Source organism: Maricaulis sp. (assembly GCF_048269565.1).
Classification (GTDB): Bacteria; Pseudomonadota; Alphaproteobacteria; order Caulobacterales; family Maricaulaceae; genus Maricaulis.
In genome coordinates, this window is the sequence record NZ_JBLXIK010000001.1 from 469,268 (window position 1) to 490,209 (window position 20,942).

General features: G+C 62.8%; 19 protein-coding genes and 2 tRNA genes. 13 read left to right on the top strand and 8 right to left on the bottom strand.

The features are described from left to right. Positions 1-52: 52 nt before the first annotated feature. Complete coding sequence (locus ACN0YL_RS02380) at positions 53-1,300, top strand: DUF3667 domain-containing protein (protein WP_417496895.1); 1,248 nt, start codon at positions 53-55, stop codon at positions 1,298-1,300. A gap of 70 nt (positions 1,301-1,370) precedes the next feature. Here ACN0YL_RS02380 and sppA read toward each other — a convergent pair whose 3' ends face one another. Next, a complete protein-coding gene (gene sppA / locus ACN0YL_RS02385; RefSeq protein ID WP_417496896.1) occupies positions 1,371-3,155 on the bottom strand; it encodes a signal peptide peptidase SppA in 1,785 nt (594 codons plus the stop codon). Positions 3,156-3,342: 187 nt separating this feature from the next. Further along, positions 3,343-3,419: transfer RNA gene (locus ACN0YL_RS02390), tRNA-Pro, on the bottom strand. Between the two features lie 256 nt (positions 3,420-3,675). On the opposite strand from ACN0YL_RS02390, the gene ACN0YL_RS02395 reads away from it, so the two are divergent. The 9 genes from ACN0YL_RS02395 (at position 3,676) to ACN0YL_RS02435 (ending at position 11,184) form a co-directional block, all read left to right on the top strand. After that, positions 3,676-3,750 (top strand) — tRNA-Gln (locus ACN0YL_RS02395). Positions 3,751-4,348: 598 nt separating this feature from the next. Beyond that, positions 4,349-5,113 carry a DUF3450 domain-containing protein gene (locus tag ACN0YL_RS02400; RefSeq protein WP_417490855.1) on the top strand — a complete coding sequence of 255 codons (765 nt, stop codon included), beginning with the start codon at positions 4,349-4,351 and terminating at the stop codon, positions 5,111-5,113. A gap of 24 nt (positions 5,114-5,137) precedes the next feature. Then, entirely contained in the window at positions 5,138-6,526 is a 1,389-nt protein-coding gene (locus ACN0YL_RS02405) for a MotA/TolQ/ExbB proton channel family protein (RefSeq protein ID WP_417496897.1), read from the top strand. A 14-nt stretch (positions 6,527-6,540) separates the two neighbouring features. Then, positions 6,541-7,077: a MotA/TolQ/ExbB proton channel family protein gene (locus tag ACN0YL_RS02410; protein WP_417468845.1), complete on the top strand. Its 537-nt coding sequence runs from the start codon at positions 6,541-6,543 to the stop codon at positions 7,075-7,077. Next, complete coding sequence (locus ACN0YL_RS02415) at positions 7,074-7,484, top strand: ExbD/TolR family protein (protein WP_417468846.1); 411 nt, start codon at positions 7,074-7,076, stop codon at positions 7,482-7,484. Before ACN0YL_RS02410 ends, ACN0YL_RS02415 begins: the two co-directional genes overlap by 4 nt. A gap of 17 nt (positions 7,485-7,501) precedes the next feature. Further along, positions 7,502-7,906: an ExbD/TolR family protein gene (locus tag ACN0YL_RS02420; RefSeq protein ID WP_417468847.1), complete on the top strand. Its 405-nt coding sequence runs from the start codon at positions 7,502-7,504 to the stop codon at positions 7,904-7,906. A 12-nt stretch (positions 7,907-7,918) separates the two neighbouring features. Beyond that, on the top strand, positions 7,919-8,536 hold the full coding sequence (locus tag ACN0YL_RS02425; RefSeq protein WP_417468848.1) for an energy transducer TonB: 618 nt from the start codon (positions 7,919-7,921) through the stop codon (positions 8,534-8,536). Positions 8,537-8,675: 139 nt separating this feature from the next. Beyond that, positions 8,676-10,208 carry a hypothetical protein gene (locus ACN0YL_RS02430; protein WP_417496898.1) on the top strand — a complete coding sequence of 511 codons (1,533 nt, stop codon included), beginning with the start codon at positions 8,676-8,678 and terminating at the stop codon, positions 10,206-10,208. Between the two features lie 391 nt (positions 10,209-10,599). Continuing rightward, entirely contained in the window at positions 10,600-11,184 is a 585-nt protein-coding gene (locus ACN0YL_RS02435) for an energy transducer TonB (protein ID WP_417496899.1), read from the top strand. Between the two features lie 73 nt (positions 11,185-11,257). On the opposite strand, the gene ACN0YL_RS02440 is transcribed toward ACN0YL_RS02435, so the two are convergent. The 3 genes from ACN0YL_RS02440 to ACN0YL_RS02450 all read right to left on the bottom strand — a co-directional run bounded on the left by ACN0YL_RS02440 (position 11,258) and on the right by ACN0YL_RS02450 (position 15,266). Continuing rightward, complete coding sequence (locus tag ACN0YL_RS02440) at positions 11,258-13,447, bottom strand: S9 family peptidase (RefSeq protein ID WP_417496900.1); 2,190 nt, start codon at positions 13,445-13,447, stop codon at positions 11,258-11,260. A gap of 117 nt (positions 13,448-13,564) precedes the next feature. Then, positions 13,565-13,972 carry a peptide-methionine (R)-S-oxide reductase MsrB gene (msrB, locus tag ACN0YL_RS02445; RefSeq protein ID WP_417496901.1) on the bottom strand — a complete coding sequence of 136 codons (408 nt, stop codon included), beginning with the start codon at positions 13,970-13,972 and terminating at the stop codon, positions 13,565-13,567. Further along, complete coding sequence (locus ACN0YL_RS02450) at positions 13,956-15,266, bottom strand: MFS transporter (RefSeq protein WP_417496902.1); 1,311 nt, start codon at positions 15,264-15,266, stop codon at positions 13,956-13,958. Before ACN0YL_RS02450 ends, msrB begins: the two co-directional genes overlap by 17 nt. A 159-nt stretch (positions 15,267-15,425) precedes the next feature. Here ACN0YL_RS02450 and ACN0YL_RS02455 point away from each other — a divergent pair, with 159 nt between their 5' ends. Next, complete coding sequence (locus ACN0YL_RS02455; protein WP_417496903.1) at positions 15,426-15,857, top strand: hypothetical protein; 432 nt, start codon at positions 15,426-15,428, stop codon at positions 15,855-15,857. Between the two features lie 756 nt (positions 15,858-16,613). Here ACN0YL_RS02455 and ACN0YL_RS02460 read toward each other — a convergent pair. After that, the gene (locus tag ACN0YL_RS02460) at positions 16,614-17,249 is read right to left on the bottom strand and encodes a hypothetical protein (protein WP_417467174.1); all 636 of its coding nucleotides are present in this window, start codon (positions 17,247-17,249) and stop codon (positions 16,614-16,616) included. Positions 17,250-17,558: 309 nt separating this feature from the next. On the opposite strand from ACN0YL_RS02460, the gene ACN0YL_RS02465 reads away from it, so the two are divergent. Beyond that, the gene (locus tag ACN0YL_RS02465) at positions 17,559-17,999 is read left to right on the top strand and encodes a helix-turn-helix domain-containing protein (protein ID WP_417496904.1); all 441 of its coding nucleotides are present in this window, start codon (positions 17,559-17,561) and stop codon (positions 17,997-17,999) included. Positions 18,000-18,140: 141 nt separating this feature from the next. Further along, a complete protein-coding gene (locus tag ACN0YL_RS02470; protein ID WP_417496905.1) occupies positions 18,141-19,190 on the top strand; it encodes a serine hydrolase domain-containing protein in 1,050 nt (349 codons plus the stop codon). 174 nt (positions 19,191-19,364) lie between these two features. Here the strand turns inward: ACN0YL_RS02470 and ACN0YL_RS02475 are convergent, their stop codons facing one another. Further along, positions 19,365-19,952: an HNH endonuclease gene (locus ACN0YL_RS02475; protein WP_417490712.1), complete on the bottom strand. Its 588-nt coding sequence runs from the start codon at positions 19,950-19,952 to the stop codon at positions 19,365-19,367. 219 nt (positions 19,953-20,171) lie between these two features. Then, a complete protein-coding gene (locus tag ACN0YL_RS02480) occupies positions 20,172-20,834 on the bottom strand; it encodes an alpha/beta hydrolase (protein WP_417496906.1) in 663 nt (220 codons plus the stop codon). Positions 20,835-20,942 lie beyond the last annotated feature (108 nt).

Consider the following 20,942-nt stretch of genomic DNA (forward strand, 5'->3'; position numbering starts at 1 on the left):
AGGCCCTCCCGACCTAGCTTGAGGTGAATTCGGGCAGGTTCGGGGGGCACTCATGTCAGGTGGCGACAATATTACAGACGCAATTATTGCCGATTCGGCCGGCGGCGAGCTGGGCGATGCGATCCAGGCGTCGCGTCGCAAGAAGCGGCAACGGCACTCGGCCTTCGAGCCAGCCTATCCGGCGGGCCAGTGCAGCAATTGCGGTACCAAGCTGATCGGGCCTGTGTGCCACAGCTGCGGCCAGACTGCGGAAACCTTTCACCGACCGATCTGGGACCTGGTGCTCGACGTCCTCGACGGGCTGTTCGGGCTTGAGGGCCGTCTGTGGCGGACACTGCCGCCGCTGATGTTCCAGCCCGGCAAGCTGACCCGCCGATATCTGTCAGGGACCCGGGCGCGCTATGTCATGCCGTTCCGGCTCTATCTGACAGCCAGTGTTCTGTTTTTTCTCGCTGTCTTTGCGATCGACAGCTTCCAGGACAATCCCGATTCCGCGATCTTGTCGCCGGATGCACGCGCGGCGATGGATGCGGCGGTTGCCGAAATCCCGCTTGATGAACTCGACCAGGAGCTCGCGGATCAGGGCATTCCAGAGGCGCAGCGGGCGGCAATCGCAGAGCAGCTGGGCCGGGGCTCCGAAGTCGTTGCCGGTGTCGAGGAGACAGACGAGGAACGGGCGGCGCGCGAAGCGGTCAGCGCTGACGAGCTCAAACAGGCAATCCGTGAGGCCCTGCTGCGCGACAGAACTGCGCAGGGGGACACCGGGTCAGGGGCCGATGCCGGTGAAAACGGCTCCGGCTCGCTCGACTCGGATGCCGTGGGCGATGCGGTGGACGAGGGACTGGCCGATGTGCCGCTCGAGGTCCGCGAACGCCTGGCCGACCAGGCCGACCGGATCATTGACGATGGCGGCGCCTCGATTGCCACCTCGATGCAGGTCTGGGCGCCGAGGCTGATGTTCGTTCTGCTGCCGATCTACGCGCTATTGCTGGCGATCACGCATTTCTACAAGCGGGGCTATTTCTTCTACGACCATCTCGTCGTCTCGCTGCACTTCCACTCGGTGCTGTTCTTCGGCTTCATCCTGGTGCTGGGACTGGGGGCGATTATCGGCTCGGCCCCCGCTGGAATGGCGTTCGTGGTGTGGGCGAATTACTACCTCTACCGGCTGCACCGCGTCGTCTACCGCCATGGCCGCTTCTCATCCCTGCTGCGGACGGTGTTCCTGGATTGTCTCTACGGCATCATCCTGTTTGTCGGGATGATGATCCTGTTGTTGATCGGCATTCTCTCGGTCTGATCCGGACAGAAAAAGGGGGGCTGCAGCGTGTGCTGCAGCCCCCGATCCCTTGCAGGTATAGCGATTTGCGTCAGTTCGGCTCAGGCGCCGTGCTGCGCAATTGCGCCTGGCCGGAGCCCATCTGTGACCGGGCCTCAAGCGCAGCGCGCACTTCGGGCAGGTCGAGCAGGGCATTCATCCGGGCTGCGGTTTCCGCCGTTTCTGCCGACATGCCGAACAGGGCCGAGAAGGCCTCCAGCGGTGTCTGTTCACGCGGGAAGCGGACCAGGCGGACATCGGCTTCAGGCGCGAGGCCAGCCAGTTCCCGCGACACATCGACCGCGTCGCGGAAGCCGCCGATTTCATCGACCAGGCCGAGATCGAGCGCCTGGGCTCCGGTCCAGACACGGCCGCGGGCGATTTCCAGCACCCGTTCGAGCGGCAGGTCACGGCCATCGGCGACGCGCCGGGTGAAGTCGTCATAGGTATCGGCCATCTGGGCGCGGTAGGCGGCACGCTGGGTATCGGTCCAGCTCTGTTGCCCGGAGAAAGCAGTGGCATACTCGCCGCCGACATGGACCGACTCCGATTGCAGGCCGACCATTTCGAACGTGCCTTCCAGCGCCACCTTGCCGCCGAGCACGCCGATCGAACCGGTCAGCGTCGTTGCATGGGCCAGGATGTAATCGGCCGGTGCGGCGAGATAATAGCCGCCGGATGCGGCCATCGAGGCCATCGAGATGATCACCGGCTTGCCAGCCTCACGGGCCCGCCCGATCGCGTTCCAGACCTGGTCCGAGGCAATCGCGGACCCGCCCGGTGAGTCGACCCGAATCAGGATGGCGCGAATGCTGCTGTCATTGGCGGCCTCGAGAATGGCCTCGGCCATGCTGTCGCTGCCGATGCCGCTGCCATTGCTGAACGGGCTCTGGTCGCCAGTGCCGGTCATGATTGCGCCCTGGCCCTCAATGAGGGCGATGGCGGGACCCTGGCTCCAGGGATTGAGCATCGCCTGATAGGCCTCGATCGTCACAATTTCCGCACCGGAGCCGGCGCGGGCAAGGGCGGCTTCGCGCGCCTCGACCACATGGCCGAGATGGTCGACCAGGCCGCGCTCGAGGGCGTCCTCGGCGGAGTGAGGCGCGGTTTCAAAGACGCCGCGCAGGGTCTCCGGCGTGATGTCACGATCACCGGAAATGCCGGCAATTGCGGTGTCGAAGATGGAGTTCATATAGGACAGCGTCGCTTCACGATGCGCGTCCGTGAAACCGGTCTCGGTGTAGACATTCGCCGCATTCTTGAACTCGAAGAACTGCTCGAATTGCGGGTTGGCGTTGAAATGTTCGAACATGCCGCCGAGGAAGAGCACTTCCGATGCCAGGCCGGCCGGGGTGAAGTTGGCCGTGTCCTGCAGCCAGAGCTCATCGGAACCGGAGACCGCGAAATAGCCGGTCACCGAGGTACCTTCGAAGCCCTGGGCGTGGGTGATGACGAATTTGCCGGAGTCGCGGAAATCGGTGATCGCATTGCGGACTTCCTCGGCCATGCCGGGCGCCAGTCCGAATTCATTGGCCCGGATGAAAACACCGGCAACAGCGGGGTCGGTCTCGGCGTGCTCCAGCGTTTGCACGATCTCGACCAGCGAGAGCGGCTCTGCGAAAGCGAAGGGGGAGCGCGACGGCGAATCGAGCCGCTCGGCCCGCAGGTCGAGTTCGAGCACGGCGCCATTGCCAGGCAGGGTAGGTTCGGGCCGGGCGCCCGAGACAGCCGAAGCCAGCATGCCTGCGACCAGGAAGGCGACGAGGATGAGGGCGAGAACCGATCCGACGATCACGCCGAAAATCGAGCCAAAAAATGTAATCCAGAACTGTTTCATCAAAGGTCCTTCCAAACCGGATGCGCGGCTGACCGGACAATCTGTGCAAGAAGCAGTCCTGTCCAGACCCAAGACTACAGTGCCGGAGCGGGACAGGCGCGAGGGATTGGCGGTGCTGGCGTCCCGGCCTGAGGCAATATCCCTGCGGGCGGGAATGCCAGGGTGACGCAGGCGGGGCGGGGCATGGTGGTCGGAGTAGCAAGATTTGAACTTGCGACCCCCGCCTCCCGAAGACGGTGCTCTACCAGGCTGAGCTATACTCCGAACCGAGGCGGCGCTTATAACCAACTCGCGGCAGCCGTGCAACGCGCCAAAAACACCCGGCGCCGCCTGTATAGCAGGCTTGCCCGCCCCGGCTCTGCGTGTCGATCCAAGCGCCCGTTGCCCCCTGGCGGCGACGGTTTGGGCCCTGTCACTGCACAGCAGCTGCAAATCCGCCCGGCAGGCACCGCATTGAGCCGTTGCATCCGTCGGCTCGACTCGGTATCTAGCCCGCTCCGTCGCAGATGACGGATCCGGTTGGGGCGTCGCCAAGTGGTAAGGCACCGGTTTTTGGTATCGGCATTCCCAGGTTCGAATCCTGGCGCCCCAGCCAACCGACTCAGTTGATCCTTCAGCGCGAATCATTGCCGGCACCGGGATATCCCGGTCACGGCCGGTGCGATGATTCGGCAGTCCGGGTGCCGCAGGCTGCAGCCTCGCCGCCAGGCGCTGTCACGCAGACGTGAAGTTTCCGTGACACCCCCCGCTGCCGCCAGCCGGTAATCCCTTGCGACGCGAAGACCTTACTGCATCCCTCAGGCGAGCTTGGCCAAACAATTAATCGCATCAGGCGAAAACTGCTGCTTTCGGAGCTGGTTTGGTCGCATTCCAGCCATAATGATGTATTGATCGTAAGGCTTGGCTAGTGTTAGCGTTCAGCCGGATTTCAAGGGCGCGCATGCGTCAATGAGACGATGGGTTCACCATCGCGGTCTATGGGTGGTCTGTAACAACAGCTACGGTAACCATCCGTGCAGATTTGAACGCTAATCGGGTTATCCGATGGCGGCCAGCGCGCCGCTTGAGTTTAGGGTAGGGGGCCAATCCGGCAGGCATTTTGCCGGTTTAGCATCGAAGTTAATGTGGGCGGGGAGCCGTACTGGCGACCTGCGATTACCATTGTGAGGCGAGAAATGGTGGACTTGAAGAAAATGGTTCGCGCGTCGCTCATGGCGGCGGTTGCGGCGAGCGCCGTCGGGGGAGTTGCCAGTGCGCAACTCGCTCCCGTGCTGCAAACGGCACGTCAGGGAACGACCGAGGGTGCGCAGACGCAATCCCGTATTGACCAGCTGGACGACCAGCGCACGGATATCGAACTCGAATATCGTGCCCTGCTCGACCAGATCGAATCGCAGCGTCTGTTCGTTGAGCAGCAACAAGTGTTCATCCGTTCGCAAGAGAACGAGATGGGTTCGCTGCAGGCGCAGATCGACCGCGTTGAAAACATCCAGCGCGACCTGTCGCCGATGATGCGCGAAATGGTCCAGAATCTCGAGCAATTCGTGAATCTTGACCTTCCTTTCCGCCTTGAGGGCGAAAATGGCCGGCTTCACCGGATCGAGCGTCTTTACGAGCTGATCGACGACCCGGAAATTTCCCCGGCAGAGCGTTACCGCGTGATCCTGAATGCCTATGACATCGAGGCGTCCTACGGTCGCTCGCTGAATTCCTACGAAGAAGAAATTCTCGAGGACGGCATTCCGGTCAATGTGACCGTGCTGCAGATCGGCCGTATCGCCATGATCCGCAAATACCCTGATGGCCGCATGACCATGCGTCATATCAATGGCACCGATTGGGTTGCTCTTCCGGGCAGCTATGAAGCCAACGTGACCCGCGCAATCCGGATCGCTCAAGAAGTCACCACCCCGTCTGTCTTCCTCGCGCCTCTCCCGGGGCCGACGGTTGCGCAGTAACGGATTGGAACGGAGAGTTAAGCGATGAAGACCACCTTTAAGATACTCGCCGCCGCCGTTTCGATGGGTGTGGCGCTCACTGCCGGAGCTGGCGCACAGACGCAGCCGGCCGGATCAATCAGCGAACTTCTGAACCGCGTGCGCAGCGATGCGCGTGAGGCCAGCCAGGAAAACCAGGCTCGTCTGCGTGAGTTCCAGAACAGCACGAACCAGCAGCAAGCCCTGTTGAGCCAGGCGCGCGCCGAAATGGCCGCTCTGGAGCGTCAGGCCGCAACGCTGACGACGCAATTCGAAAACAACCAGACCCAGATTGACGTTCTCGCAACGGATCTTCGCCAGCGCCAGGGTGCGTTTGGTGAGCTGTTCGGTGCAGCCCGTCAGGCCGCTGGTGAATTCGCCGCCATCATCAACGCATCTCTGGTGTCTGCCCAGTTCCCGGGCCGTGCCGATGCGCTGGAATCCCTGGCAACCGGCCGTACGCTTCCGACCCGCGCGGAACTGGACTACATCTGGCGCCGGGCGATCGATGAAATGATCGGCCAGCAAGGTGTTGTGACCTTCGACTCGATGGTGACGGGTATCGGCAATGGCCAGCCTGTTCCTGTAACGCGTGTCGGACCGTTCATTGCCTTCACAAACTTCAACAACAACCAGCGTTTCGCGCGTTGGAAGGAAGACACCACCACCGGTGCGTGGACCCTGTCTGACCTTGCGACCCAGCCTCCGGGCAATCTGATCGGTGCCGCATCGACCCTGTTCAATGCCGATCCGAACGAGATTGTCATGGGTGTTGTCGATCCGTCGCGTGGTGCCCTGCTGGACATCTACAAGGACGTTCCGGATCTCGAAGAGCGCATCAATCAGTCCGGCATGGTTGGCCTGGTGATCATCGGTCTTCTGGCGATCTCGGCAGCCTTCGGTCTGTTCCGCATGTTTGCCCTGCTGAGCACGCAGGCGGCCGTCAATGGTCAGAAGCGCAAGTCGAAAGCGTCCAAGTCCAACCCGCTTGGCCGTGTCATGATGGCTTATGAAGCTGCCAAGGACAAAGACGTCGAGACGATGGAATTGAAGCTCGACGAGGCCATTCTCCAGGAATCGCCGAAGCTCGAATTCGGCCTCAACTTCCTGAAACTGGCAGCCGGTATTGCACCACTGCTGGGCCTGCTGGGTACCGTGACCGGGATGATCAAGACCTTCACCCAGATCACGCTGTTCGGTACGGGCGATCCGAGAATCATGGCCGGCGGTATTTCCGAAGCGCTCATGACCACGGTTCTTGGTCTTATTGCCGCCATTCCGCTGTTGTTCATTCACAGCTTCGCACAGAGCTTCGCTCGCGGTGTGCAGCAAGTGCTTGAAGAACAGGCTGCTGGCATGGTTGCGCGGCACGCTGAAGAGCGCGCTCAGGGCTGATTGGAGGAAGCGTTATGGATTTCCAGGCCGTAAGTACCGGCCTTCAGGAGTTCCTCGAGCGCGGAGGCCCCGTTCTGGTTGTTATCATGATAACGACCTTTGTAATGTGGGCTTTCATCCTCGAGCGCTTCGCCTACTTCTACTTCGCCTTTGGCGGACAAGAGAGTGCGGCGATGCGGGAGTGGTCGGCACGGGCAGACCGAAAGTCTTGGTATGCCCATGCCATCCGCGACCAGCTCATCTCGGAGGTTAAGCAGCGTTGCGACCAGAATGTCGAGTTGGTGAAAACCCTCGTCGCGGTCGCCCCGCTATTCGGATTGTTGGGAACAGTGACCGGCATGGTCTCGGTTTTCGATGTCATGGCGATTTCAGGGTCTTCGGACGCACAGGCCATGTCGGCCGGTGTTTCCCGGGCCACGATCCCGACCATGGCGGGGATGGTGGCATCCCTGTCCGGACTGATTTTCGCAACCCAGATCGAACTTCTGGCCAAGCGCCGTGTAGCGCGCCTCGCCGACAAGCTCGAAATCGGTGAAGGAGCTCAGTCATGAGGCGGCGCAACAAGCACACGGACGACCAGGCCGAGGTCAATATGACCCCGATGCTGGATATCGTTTTTATCCTGCTGATCTTCTTCATCGTGACGGCGACCTTCCTCTCGGAAGAGGGGATCGACATGCGGCCACCTGCGGATACCCCGCCGGAGACCAACGAGCCGGCACCACCACCGATCCTGGTCCAGGTTGATGACGACAATAATATCTTCGTCAATCGGGTCCGGACGGATGTTGACCGGGTTCTCGCGGCCGTGAACCGCTTCCGCTCGGAAGAGCCGGGCAGCGCGGTTCTCGTCGATGTCGAGGACGAAGCCGATCATGGGATCATTGTCCAGATCTGGGATGAGATGGGTGCCAATGGCATTCCGGTCTCGCTCCAGCGCAACGAAGAAAACGGTTAGGTCCGGGGAGGTTCAATATGGCGCGCCGTGTTAGCCGCGTAAGTACCGGAGAGGAAGAAGTCGAACTGAACATGACGCCGATGCTCGACGTTGTTTTCATTCTGCTGATCTTCTTCATCGTCACCTCCGTCTTCATCAAGGAGCCGGGCGTGTCGGTGATCCGTCCGGATGCCATGACCGAAGAGCGTGAGACCCCGTCCATGCTGGTGGCCATCACGTCCACCAACGAGATCTGGGTCAATCGCAGGTCCTATGAGATGGCCGAGCTCCGGGGCGTGATCGAGCAGCTTCTGCTTGAAAACCCCAAGGGTGAGGCCATGATCCAGGGCGACGAGTCCGCCAATATCGGCGTTATCCTCGACGTGCAGGATCTGCTCACGGAAATGGGTGTCGAAGTCAAGATTTCGACGTTACAAGGTTAGGGAGGACTGATTATGGGTAGCATAATTCGCCTCATGGGCGGGATACCGATTGCCGCCATTGTGACGGTCGCACTCTTCATGCTGATGACCCGCCTGATCTTTACCGAGGGCGCGCCACCGGAGCAGAGCGAGGAGGAACTCTCCTTCACGATCAATGACGAGGTCCAGGACATCGCGGCCCGTCGGCGGGATACGACCATCGAGGACGTGCAGCAGGTGGATCCGCCGCCACCGCCGCCACAGATTGACCGTCAGCGGGCCGAACAGCCCACTGAAGGCCTGGCAACGGTGATGGGCGAGATCCCGGATTTCGCTGCCCCCCAACTGAACAGTGACAGTGTCAGCTTCTCGGTCTCTGACCGTGACGCCCAGCCACTGGTCCGCATCGAGCCGCAATATCCAATGCGGGCCCTCGAACGCGGCACCGAGGGGACCTGTAATGTCCGGTTTGACGTGACCGCCGATGGCACGCCGACCAATATCCGGATCATTGCCTGTGACAGTTCACTGTTCGAGCGCGCCGCAGAGCGAGCGGTCGAGCGGTGGCGCTACAGCCCGAAAGTGCAGGACGGCGTGCCAGTGGCGCGTGTGAATGTGGAAACGCAATTCGAGTTCCGCATTTCGCAATAGGACTACGGCGATGGATGAGCGTGGCCCACCACGCTTGTCCATCGGCGACTGCGGGAGCGGGTGCGGGCCTCATGGGCGCCACCCAGACAGTTTGTGAAAGCCTGTCCAGGGGAGCGGGACTGGTATGAAGGAGCCATCGATGATCCGTATTAGCGGTTTCGATCTGACTGGGGTAACCCGCAAGCTTGCCATGCTCGCGATGGCCGTGTCGTTGACCGGTGGTGTCTTCGCGACGGCGGCAGATGCGCAGCGGCGCGAGCGCCGTTCGGACGAGCAATCCGACCAGAACGCTGCAGACCGGGTTTTCTCGGCAGCGATCGGCGAGATCGTTCAGGAAGCCCTGGCGCAACAGGAAGCGGAACAGTATGCCGCGTCCATCACGACCCTGAACCGGGCCCTGGGCTCGTCGAGCATCAATCCGTATGAGCGCGCCGTTTCGCTGCAATTGCGTGGTCGCGCCTATTATGACACCGACCGGGTGTCCCAGGCGATCCAGGACTGGGAAGCGGCGATCGCGACCGGCGCCATGTTGCCGAGCGAAGTGAACAGCTACCGGATCAATATCGGTCAGCTCTACATCACGATCGATGATTATACCCGTGGCATCGCCTCGCTCGAGCGCGCTGTCGCCGATGGCGGCACCGAAATCGTCAACGCACCGCTCGCCCGCATGCTGGCCCAGGCCTATGGTCAGGCCGAGCGCTACCGGGAAGGCCTTGTTTGGGCCAATCGCTTCTGGGCGATGATCCCCGACGCCGACCGTCAGCGCGGCGATTACAGCCTGATGCTGTTCTACTATCAGCAACTCGAAATGATTCCCCAGCAAATGGGTATCGTCGAACAGATGGTGCAGCGCTGGCCGGCCGAGAAGAGCAATTGGCGCTCCTATGCGTCACTGCTGGCCCAGGTCGATCGCGAAGAAGACGCGTTCGAAGCCAACAAGATCATGTACATCAACGGCATGTTCACCGAGGGACGTGAGATCGAGGCGCTGGCCCAGTATTACAGCTTCTTCGAATACCCCTATCGCGGCGCGGTTATCCTCGAGCGCGAAATGAATGCCGGTGTTGTGGAGCGTAACCAGCGCAATCTCAACCTTCTGGCCAATATGTGGCGTCAGGCCCGCGAATGGGAACGCGCCATTCCGGTGCTGCGTCAGCTGGCGCAACTGTCCAGTGACGGCAATGATTATCTGAAGCTGGCCGAGGCTCTCTACCAGGAGCGGCAGCTCTCCGAGGCCGAGTCGGCGTTCCAGGAAGCTCTCAACCGCGGCGGTCTCGACCGTCCGGGTACGGCCTGGACCCTGCTGGGCAATGTCCGGCTCGATCTTGACCGTCGTCAGTCCGCGCTCGCGGCCTTCCAGGAGGGCGCCCGCTATCCATACTCACGCTCTACTGCGAATGGCTATATCACCTATATCAACAGTGTGATCCGGGCCGAAGCCGACCGCATCCGCATTCGTGAACGCGTGCGTCAGGATGAGTGCCGCTTCGGTGTCGAGGATGCACTTGAGACCGCACGCCTGCTGGGTACGATCGACGAAACCGGTCGCACGGTTATCGAAGTGCAGCCGCGCTGTGCCGATCTCTACAACCAGTATGGTGAAGCGCTGTCTTCGGTGACGGCAGCGACTGCAGCCGAAACCACCGAAGCAGCTGACGACGCCGGCTAAACGGTCTCGCCAGGCCAGCCGTCTGGCAGCAGACATGAACTGAATGACGCCCCGGCTTTCTGGCCGGGGCGTTTTTCTTTGCGTGGCGGGGCTTGTGCGCCGAAACGGGCGCGATGCAGAACCGGTGGCACCGGGTGATCTCCCGGAAAAAGACCCTGTAATCGCCACAATCCTTCCTTCTTCCGCCGCGGTTTCGCCGCGTCCCGGGTTGATCATTTCATGGTGGCGCGGGGCCGTGTTGTGGCTCTGCGTCGCACCCGTCATCCCGGCAGGCGATCGACGCCACCGGGCGAACGGCGGGTCGGGTGACAGACGCTGTCGGGGCCGTGCAGACACTGTCAAAGGGGAGGCCTGTCCAATGACAGCCACTTTTCAGTCACTGAGAATACCATTGATCTTGCCGCTGGCCGCCGTCATCACGGTCGGCTTGTTCCTGATGATGCGGCAATTGATCGATATCGGACCTGTGCAACCCGTCGTCGAGGTCGAACCGCCGGCGGTCGTCATCCGCTTCGAACCGATCGATGCGGAAATCGATCGCAGCCCGGACATCATCCATGTCGAGCCTGTCGCACCGCCGCCTGCGCGTCCCGCGACTGATGCGCCGACCAGTCCCGTCGATGCCCTTCCCGGCTCGGGCGGGCACGTGGTGGCACCCGTCGGACGCTCGGAGATCAGCGGGCCGGGCAGCATCGTCATCACGCAGCGCGAGCCGGTTGCGGTGGTCAGGGTGCAGCCGATGTATCCGCCGCGCGCCGCCGAACGCCGGCTCGAAGGCCAGTGCTCGGTCCTGTTCGACATCACCCCGCAAGGCACGACGACCAATGTGCGGGCGCTTGATTGTACCAGCTCGCTGTTCGAGCGCGCCTCGGTCAATGCGGTTGCCAACTGGCGCTATAGTCCACAAATCGAGGCGGGCGAGCCGACCATGTATCGGGGAGCCACGACACAACTGGTCTTCCGCCTCGACGAATAGCTTTCCGGCCGGCACGGATGGCCCCGTCCAACCGGAAGCGGCCCGCTGCGACCCCGGTCGCAGCGGCCCTTTTCTATTCGGCCGCCGCGGGCTCGGCAGCGATCGCCTCGACTTCGGCGTCGGCGAGGCCGACCGCCATCAGGGCGAAGGCCCAGTTCATCGCGGTCTCGCGCAGGCTGTCAAACCGGCCCGAGGCACCGCCATGGCCGGCGCCCATATTCATGCGCAGCAGTGTTAGCCCGTCATCGGTGCGGCGATCCCGCAGGCGCGCGACCCATTTGGTCGGCTCCCAATAGGTGACGCGCGGATCGGTCAGGCCGCCGGTTGCCAGCACGTGCGGGTAGGCGTGTTCGCCGACCTGGTCGTAGGGGCTGTAGGCGATCATCGTCTGATAATCCTCGGCGCTCTCGATCGGATTGCCCCATTCGGGCCATTCCGGCGGGGTGAGCGGCAATTCGGCATCCGACATGGTATTGACGACATCGACGAAGGGCACGGCCGCGATGGCGCCGGCAAACAGGTCGGGTGCCAGATTGATCGCGGCGCCGACCAGAAGACCGCCGGCGGAACCGCCATAGGCGACGATATTGCCGCGTGAGGTATAGCCTTCGCGCGCCAGCGCCTCACCGGCGGCGACGAAATCGGAGAAGGTGTTTTCCTTGTTCTCCAGCTTGCCGTCGAGATACCACTGATAGCCACCGGCCATGCCGCCGCGGATATGGGCGACGGCATAGATCATGCCGCGGTCGACCAGCGAGAGCGGCGTGACGCGGAATCCGGCCGGGATGGTGATGCCGTAGGAACCATAGCCATACAGCATCAGTGGCGCGCTGCCGTCGAGTGGCGTGCCGGCATGATAGAGAATGGTGACCGGGATCTGGGCCCCGTCCTCGGCCGGGGCCATGATGCGGCGCACGACATAATCGGCCGGATCATGGCCGGACGGTACTTCCTGGCGCTTCAGCAGAATGCGCTCATGGGTGCGCATATTGTAGTCGTAGGTCTCTTCCGGCGTGGACGGGCTTTCATAGGTGAAGCGGATCTGGTCGACGGCATATTCATAGCCGGCCGAGACGCCGAGCGAATAGGCTTCCTCGGCGAAATCGATCTGGTGTTCGGCGCCGGTGGCGTACTCACGCACGACGATGCGGGGCAGGGCGTTCTCGCGCTCCATGCGCACTTGCCAGTCCTGGAAACCGACGAGGTCGAGCACCAGCACGCCGGGACGATGCGGGATGACATCGACCCAGTTTTCACGGCCCGGATTGTCGAGCGGTGCCGACATGACCTTGAAGTCGACGGCGCCGTCGAGATTGGTGCGGAAATAGAAGCGATCGGGCGCTTCGGTCAGATAATATTCGACATTCTCCTCACGCGGCGCGATCAGCACCGGCTCGGCCGTGGCGTCATTGGCGTCGATCAGGCGCATCTCGTTGGAGGTGTGACCGCCGGCATTGATGACGACATAATTATTGCCGTCCGACAGGCCGATCGAGATGAAGAAGCCGGCATCGGGCTCTTCATAGACCAGCTCGCTGACACCGCCCTCGCGCGGCTGGCGATAGACCCGGCGTGAGCGGCCATTGTCGTCGCGCCAGATCCAGTACAGCGTCTCGCTGTCATTGGTCCACACGAAGTCGCCGGTGGATTCGTCCGTCAGGGTCGAGACGATGGCGCCGGTGGCGATGTCCTTGATGCGGACCTCGTAATATTCCGAGCCGCGGATATCGACGGCATAGGCGAGATAGCGATGGTCGGGGCTGTGCTCGACCTCGCCGAAATCGAGATAATCGAAATCGGCCGCTTCGGCATCGCCATCGATCAGGATTTCCTCCTCGCCATTGGCTTCACCGGTCACCGGGTCAACCGGGCGCCGGGCATAGATCGGATATTGGCCGCCTTCGCGATAGCGGCTGAAATACTCGTAATTGCCGTCGCGCTCGGGCACCGAGCTGTCGTCTTCCTTGATGCGGCCGCGGATCTCCTGGAAAATCCGTTCCTGCAGCGCTGCGGTCGGTTCCATCACGGCATCGATATAGCTGTTTTCGGCGTCGAGCAGGGCGCGGACATCGGGGTCGAGCACCTCCGGTTCGCGCATCACCTGCTGCCAGTTTTCGTCCTTGATCCACTGGTATTCGTCGATCCGGGTGAAGCCGAGCTGTTCAATCTCGACCGGGCGTTGCTCCGCCACCGGCGCCTCGATACCGCGGGCGCGGGCGATCAGGGCGGACTCGGTGGTGGTGGCGGTGGTCTCAGTGGTCATGCTTGTCTCCGGGCTGCAGGCGGCGGCGATCAGGGCTGTGAGCCCGGCGCCGATCCACATCAGCCGATTATGGGCGGTTCGTGATGTCATCATTTCCCCCTGTTGGTCGCTTGATGATCAGTCCTCGCCCGTCGCGGGGCGAAAGTCCAGTACACCGCCATTGGTACAATAGCGTTCGCCGGTTGGCGGCGGGCCGTCGGTGAAGACATGCCCCATATGGGCGCCGCAATTGGCGCAGTGAATCTCGGTGCGCGGATAGCGCAGCTTGTAATCGGTACTGGTCTCGATCGCGTCTGCCGATACCGCTTGCCAGAAGGAGGGCCAGCCGGAGCCGGACTCATACTTGTTGGCCGCAGCAAAGGCCGGCTCGCCGCAGACGGCGCAATGATAAGTGCCGCTGCGCTTTTCGTTGTTGAGCGGGTGCGAGAAGGGCGGTTCGGTGCCCTCGGCAAAGGCGATGGCGTCGGTTGCAGGGTCGAGCGCGGCGCGCAGGCGCGCAATCTCGGCTTCACTCAGTCGTGGCATGATCGGCCTCCTCGCCTGTGGCGTCGCGGACGGCACCATGGACCCGCCCGATCGACAATATGGGTGTTGCCAGGCTGATGACCAACAATACCAGTGCAAGTCCCGCCATCGGTATCAGTGCCGCGATCCGCGGATCGGTAGCGCCGACGACGAAACCCATGATGATGGCCCCGGCCGGCATGCCGCCGAACAGGCCGAGCTGGTAGACCGACATCACCCGCGCCAGTTTGGCGGGCGGTGCCTGTTCCTGCACCACCGACCGGCTCAGCGAGATGGCGACACCGGCGCCGAGCCCCCAGAAAAATACCAGCCCGTAAAGCGTCCACAAGGGCATCGGAATGGCGAAGGCGCCCAGTGCAGCGACGGTGACGAGCTGGGCCAGGATGACGGCGCGGCCGGGACGTTCGATCTGCGGCAGGCGGGCGAGGGCGAGATTGGCGGCCAGGGCGCCGAGCCAGAAACAGACCATCAGGCTGGCGATCTCCTGGAAACCGCCGCCATAGGCTTCGCGGATCAGCAGCGGGATCAGCACCAGGAAGGCGCCGCCGACCACGAGGAAACCGATCGCCACCATGATCGCCGTCATCGGCATCAGCACCGGCGAGTGGATCACCGCGCGCCAGCCATCGACCAGGTCGGCGAGGGGGTGGGCGGTCGAGCGCCCGCGATTGGAGCCGAGCCGCGGGATGAAGGTCGCGGCGATGCCGCCGATCACCAGCCCGATCCCCTGCAGCGCGAACAGGGCGCCCGGTCCGGTCCAGGACGCAAAATAGCCAACCCCCATGCCGGCGAGCTGTGAAGCGAACTGGACGCTGGAGGTCAGCACGACGGCGCGCTGCAGGTCGATGCCGCCATGGCGGGTCTGGCCGGCGATGCGGACGATGGGATTGATGGCGCTGTCGCGGGCCGGCATGACGAAGCCGCCGGCAACCCCGATCATCAGGGCGAAGGCGACCATGAGGGCGTAGGACAGGCGGTTGGTCAGCAGCAGGGCGGCGAGGGCGAGGGCGCTGATCCCGGCGAAGATGTAGAAATAGAACAGGATCCCGCGCCGGTCGCGCCGTTCCGCCAGCACGCCGGCCAGCGGCAGGAGCAGCATCATCGGTGCGGTCAGGGCCGCCTGGGCGATTCCCAGCCGTTCCGGGCTTTCGCCGAGCGTGAAAGTGATGACGCCGGGAAACAGCGTCGTCTGCAGTCCGAAGCTGAAGAACCAGCATCCGACGAGCAGGAGGTAAGCGCCGAAGGGCGGGAGCCGGAGCTTCCGGTTTCGGGCAAGGGGGCCAAAAAACAGCAAGAGCGCTACACAGATCCAGGTTTGAATATCATCACGAATATATCACTGCCGCCGTGAACGAATGTGACTGGCGTCATGCTCTGTCTAGCAACATGTTGGTCGCAAGCAAGTTTTCTCATTCCGGACGCAAGTCCTCAACCCCCGGCGGGACATATTGTCATGACCTATATTCACAGGGGCCTCGGCCTCCTCCTGGCTGCATTCCTCGTCTTCATGGGCGTCCAGAAGTTCGGCGCCGGCAATCCGGTGTTCAGCTATATCGCGGCGATGTCGGGGATCGAATTGTTCGAGCCGGTGATCCGGCTTGCCGTCGGTGCCGGGGAAATCCTGGCCGCGGCCCTGATCCTGGCCGGCCTGTTCATGGCGCGCCTGCGCGGTCTCGGCGCGGTGATGGCGGCGGGCCTGACAGGCGGGGCGCTGGTCTTCCACCTCTCGCCCTGGCTGGGCATCAATGCCCCCGTCGCCTTCGCGGCCGATGGCGGCTATGTCTTCAGTCCGATGCTGTTCGCCATGGCCTTGCCCTTCTTCCTGCTCTCGCTGCTGCTGGTCTGGTTCGATCGAGCCGCCCTGCGCCGGCTGGCCGGGCGCTGAGACCCTTCGACCCTGCACGAAAATCTCCACGCGGCGAGCCGCTGGAGGTTTGAGTGGCCCTCCCCGATTTGGGAGGTGTGCGGGACGCGGCGAATGCCGTTTAGCGCAATAAGTAAGTGAGACATTCGAAACGTCCCGCACGTGGAGATTTGCTCGGACGCCTTACGGCCCCCGTCTCGAAACCGGAATGGACTGTGCGGTCGAGCTTTGTGCCGCCTTTCCTCTCCGGTGGCCACGCCGGGGCTTAAGGGTGTCATACCTCAGCCCGGACGAGCTCCACGCTCCCGACCGCCGCGAATGACTGAGCTCACGCCTCCCGTGCGACCGGAACAGGGAGATTATGCGCCAGGCGGGAGGGGGTGGGGATAAGTTTGATGATTTTTCGTCATCCCGACGCAAGTCGGGACCTCGATATCACGGGCTCCGCGCCTGCTATGTCTAGGTCCCGGCCTCCTCCGGGATGACGTGAGATAATTTTTCGATGGCGGGGATAAGTGGGCATCAACGCCGCCCCCAACGCCAAAAAACCCCAAAATTTGTCATCCCGGCCGGATGCCCCGCGCCGGCGGGGCGCAGCGCCGAGACCTACCCGCTGTTCCAGCTGGTCTGACGGGTAGGTCCCGGATCTACGCCCGGATCGCTGGCGCGTCCGGGCATCCATCCGGGATGACAGCGAGTTTGGAATTAAAGGTGTGAAATTAGTGGCATGGCACCGCGCCCGGCATCCTCACCGGCTCCGACCGCTTCGCGGCCACCTCAGTGAAAATCCGGCTCCGGCGCCTGGCGCGCCGCACCAGCCCGCAGAAAGGCCGCAATCGCCGGGAAATTGGTTTCGCCATAGCATTCCACCAGATGCCGGACCGGGCGGGCGCTGTCGGACTGGGCCCGCAGGAAGGCGAATTCGAGCTCGAGCAGGCGTTCATTGGCGGTGCCCTGCCACCAATAAGTCAGCACGGTCTCGAGCGTATTGAGATAATCGATCATCAGCCAGCGCAGTTGGATGATGTGTTTCGCCGTCACGCCGGTGATGAAACCGTCCTTCTCGGCCAGCGAGCCGAGCGCAGCGGGATCATAGAATTCAACACAGCCGCGCACATCATCGAGCAGCGAGACCGGCAAGCGGGGCAGGTTGAACTTCTCGATATCCTGGATGATGCGGCTGTCGAGATGGCAGGCATTATTGACGAATTGCAGCATCAGATCGGTTTCGGGCCGCTTGTTGTCGATATAGATCTTGGCCGCATCGATGGCCGCCTGTTTCTTCAGCCGCTTGTTCTCGGCGACCCAGTTGGCCCGGCTTTCCGACAATTGCAGCGCGGCAACGATAACACTGAGCGCCATCACCACCGACGCAAGCGCCGTCACAATCTCGCTGACCGATCCGAATTCCATGCTCTTCCCCCTGTGATCTGGCGGGACGGTATAGCGAGGCGGCGCGCGGCGCCACGAAAAACCGGCCCCGGTGCCGGTTTGAGCGGCGCAGGAGGGCTTTTTTGTTTGAACCGCCGCGCCCGGCACCGTCTAATCAGGAAGACCGGGCTAATCAGGCAGACCGGGCGTGCTGGCAGGCGCGTGGCGGGCCGATGGCGGGCTGATGGCGGACTGATGACGTGGCCGTGACGCATGGATGGCGTGGTTCGGCGAGCGGTTTTTGTGGTCTTGGGAGGCCATCTGATCACCCATGCCAGGCAGGAGTAATTCATGGCTTACAAGACAGACGCAGACAAGATCAAACGCTGGCGCGAGGAACGCCACTGGTCACAGGAACATCTCGCCGAACTGGCCGGGATCGGCCTTCGCACCATCCAGCGCATCGAGAATGGTGAACAGGCCTCGCGGGACTCGCTGACCGCCCTGGCCGCCGCCTTCAATGTCGAGGCGATTGCGCTGGTCATCGACCCGGAGGTCGAGGCGAGCGATATTGTCCAGCGCCGGAATGAGCGGGTGAGAGCCGGCGCGCGCCTGATATTATGGATCCATCTCGCTGCCTACGGGCTCGGGACCATTATCTTCATCGCCATCAGCCTGACAGTGGGCAGTTTCATCATGAAATGGCCGCTGATCTGGTGGGGTGTTGGCCTGGCGTCGCATGCCGCGACCGTGATCGTCATCGAGCTCATCACCCGCTATATGGACGCGTGAGCGCGGCCTGGCTGCCGCACCTTGCCTGCAAGCGAGCGCCGGGCCGGTGTCAAGACACGCCCCCTGGCCTCGCCGCACAATTTCGCCTGACCCCGGCCGGTCTGCCGGACCGGCCGGGCCTGGATACCGGGAAATTCCGCCATGAAAAAACCAACCGCCATCATCTGGGTCCTGAGACTCGGCGCCGCCATCTTGACGATCGGCAGCCTCTATCTCTTCGCCCCCTGGCGCGCCGCCATCGGCTATCTGATGCCGCTGCCGGCGACGGTCGAGGCGCAGGTCGATGCCGCCACGGATTACGGCCTCGACGGCATCATCGTCTATGTCGACCGCGCCGGTCATGCGCCGGAATTCTACGCCGCCGGCTGGCATGACCGCGACCTGCGGATACCCGCCAATCCGCACGCCCTGTTCAAGATTGCCAGCATTTCCAAACTCTATATCGCCGCGGCGACTGCGATGCTGGTCGCCGATCGCCAGCTCGATCTCGATGACACGGTCGCGGATTTCTTCCCCGACCTTGTCGGCCAGCTCGCCAATGCCGAGCGCATCACGCTGCGCATGCTGTTGCAGCACAGGAGCGGCATTCCCAACTGGGTCGAGGATCCCGACCGCTGGGCTATCACGTCGGGCGAAGTGAATGATTATCTGGCGTTGGTGTTTGACGATCCGGCCGAATTCGAGCCCGGCACGCGCTATCAATATTCCAACACCAATTACCTGCTGATCGGCAATATCCTCGACCAGGCCCTGGGTTATCCGCACCAGCAATTCATCCGCGCCGAAATCCTCGACCCGCTCGGGCTGAGCAACACTTTCGCCTCGGTGGATGATGTCGAGATCGAGCGCATTCCCGGCGGCTATGATCCGGGCTGGCCTCAAGAGAATTTCCGCCCCCGTGTCCACCATGTCCCCGGCGGCACCATGGTCGCCAGCGCCGAGGATACCGGCATCTTCCTGCGCGCCCTCAATGACGGCACCCTGTTCACAGATACCGAACAGGCGATCTATTCATCCATCTACGAATACGGCCATACCGGCCTTCTCGCCGGCTATTCCAGCATCGCCCGCTACCACCCTGATATCGACGCCGTGGTGGTGCAGTTCGTGAATACGAGCGGCGGGAATAGCTGGACGGCGACGGAAGTGGTTTACGACCGGGTGGTGCGGATTTTGCGGCGGGAGGGGTGAGGCGCCGGTCTCGCATTGCGACGGCCGCCAGCGTTGCAGCTGCCCGCCTCACCCGCCCCTACGGGGCACCCTCTCCTCACGGAGAGGGAAGACGCGCGCACTTTCCTTCTCCGTGAGGAGAAGGTGGCCGAAGGCCGGATGAGGCGGGCAGCTCAAACGGTCGATGGACGGGCGCTACCGCTCCAGCTCCACATCCCAATACAGATAATCCAGCCAGCTCTCATGCAGGAATTTCGGCGGAAATCTGCGGCCCTGGGCCTGGAGTTCGTACATGGTCGGGCGTTGGGGCGGGCGTTTGAGGGGCATGCGGGCCTCGCGGGGATTGCGGCCGCCTTTTTTCAGGTTGCAGGGGCTGCAGGCGGCGACGATGTTTTCCCAGGAGGTCCTGCCGCCGGCGCGGCGGGGGATGACGTGGTCGAAGGTGAGGCGTTCGGTGCCCGGGCCGCCATTTGCACCACCGCCGGCGCCGCAATAGGCGCATCTGAAGCCGTCGCGCAGCCAGACATTATAGCGGGTGAAGGCGGGGGTGCGGTCGAGGGCGATGTAGTCGCGCAGGGCAACGACGGAGGGGATGTGCATCTCGAAGGAGGGGGAGTGGACCACCTCCTCGTAATTGGAGACGATGGCGACGCGTTCGAGGAAGACATTCTTGACCGCTTCCTGCCACGGCCAGGTCGAGAGCGGCCAATAGCTGAGCGGCTGGAAATCCGCATTCAGCACCAGACAGGGCATTCCCTGCGGGGCTTTAGCAAGCACCTGCATGGCCGCCTCCCCTGTGTGACCCGGCCCGGAAGCCGCGCGGGGAGGATGTATCCCGGACAGTCGTCCTGAAAACGCACCTCCTTGGACTGACCGCCCGCCCGAAGGCGAATCGGATCATGTGTCCTTGAGGGAGAGTTTACGCGCCTTTCGGTGACACGCCTATGACATCACGGCCACAGCGGCTGCGACATGGCGCTGCAGGGGCTGGCGACGGCCTGTTCAGCGATAGCGGCCGGAGAGCGCCGCCTTGAGGAAATGCTCGCCAAGCTGCAGCCCGTCCTGGCCGATCGAATGCGGCAGGCCCTGGGAGATATGCCATTGCGCGCCATGACCGGCCTGGGCCAGGTTTTCCAGCGCATCGAACATGAAGCCGAGCGGCAGGACCGGATCCTGGTCGCCATGGATCAGCATCACCGGCGGCTTGGAACGCATCTCGTCTTTCAACTTCGGCCCGCCCGGCAAGGCACCGGAAAAGCCGAGGATTCCCGCCAGCGGCCGCTCGCGGCGCAGACCCGCCTGCAGCGAGAGCATGGTGCCTTGCGAGAAACCGCACAGCACCAGATCGGCCTCGGTGAGACGGTAGCGCGCCAATTCCTGGTCGATGAAACGGTCAATAATCGGTCCGGCGGTGGCGGCGCCGGCCTCGATGCGGTCGGGGTCCAGATTGGAAATCGGGAACCATTGATAGCCATTCGGCGCCCCCGGCACGGCTTCAGGCGCATTCGGCGACACCCATTGCACATGCGGCAGGGCCGGCGCCCAATGCTGGCCGAGCCCGATCAGATCATCGCCATTGGAGCCATAGCCATGCAGGAAAATCACCAGCTTGCGCGGCGGCTGTCCGTCACGCGGGGCCAGACGGGGGCCATCGATGGGGGTCATGCGGGTCTCCTGCGGGGTGTCAGCTCGGAGATAGCCCGTTCCAGCATCCTCGCCAAGGCCACGCCGTGCTTGATACCAGCGCTATCTCGCGCTTAAGTCGTTTCAAAG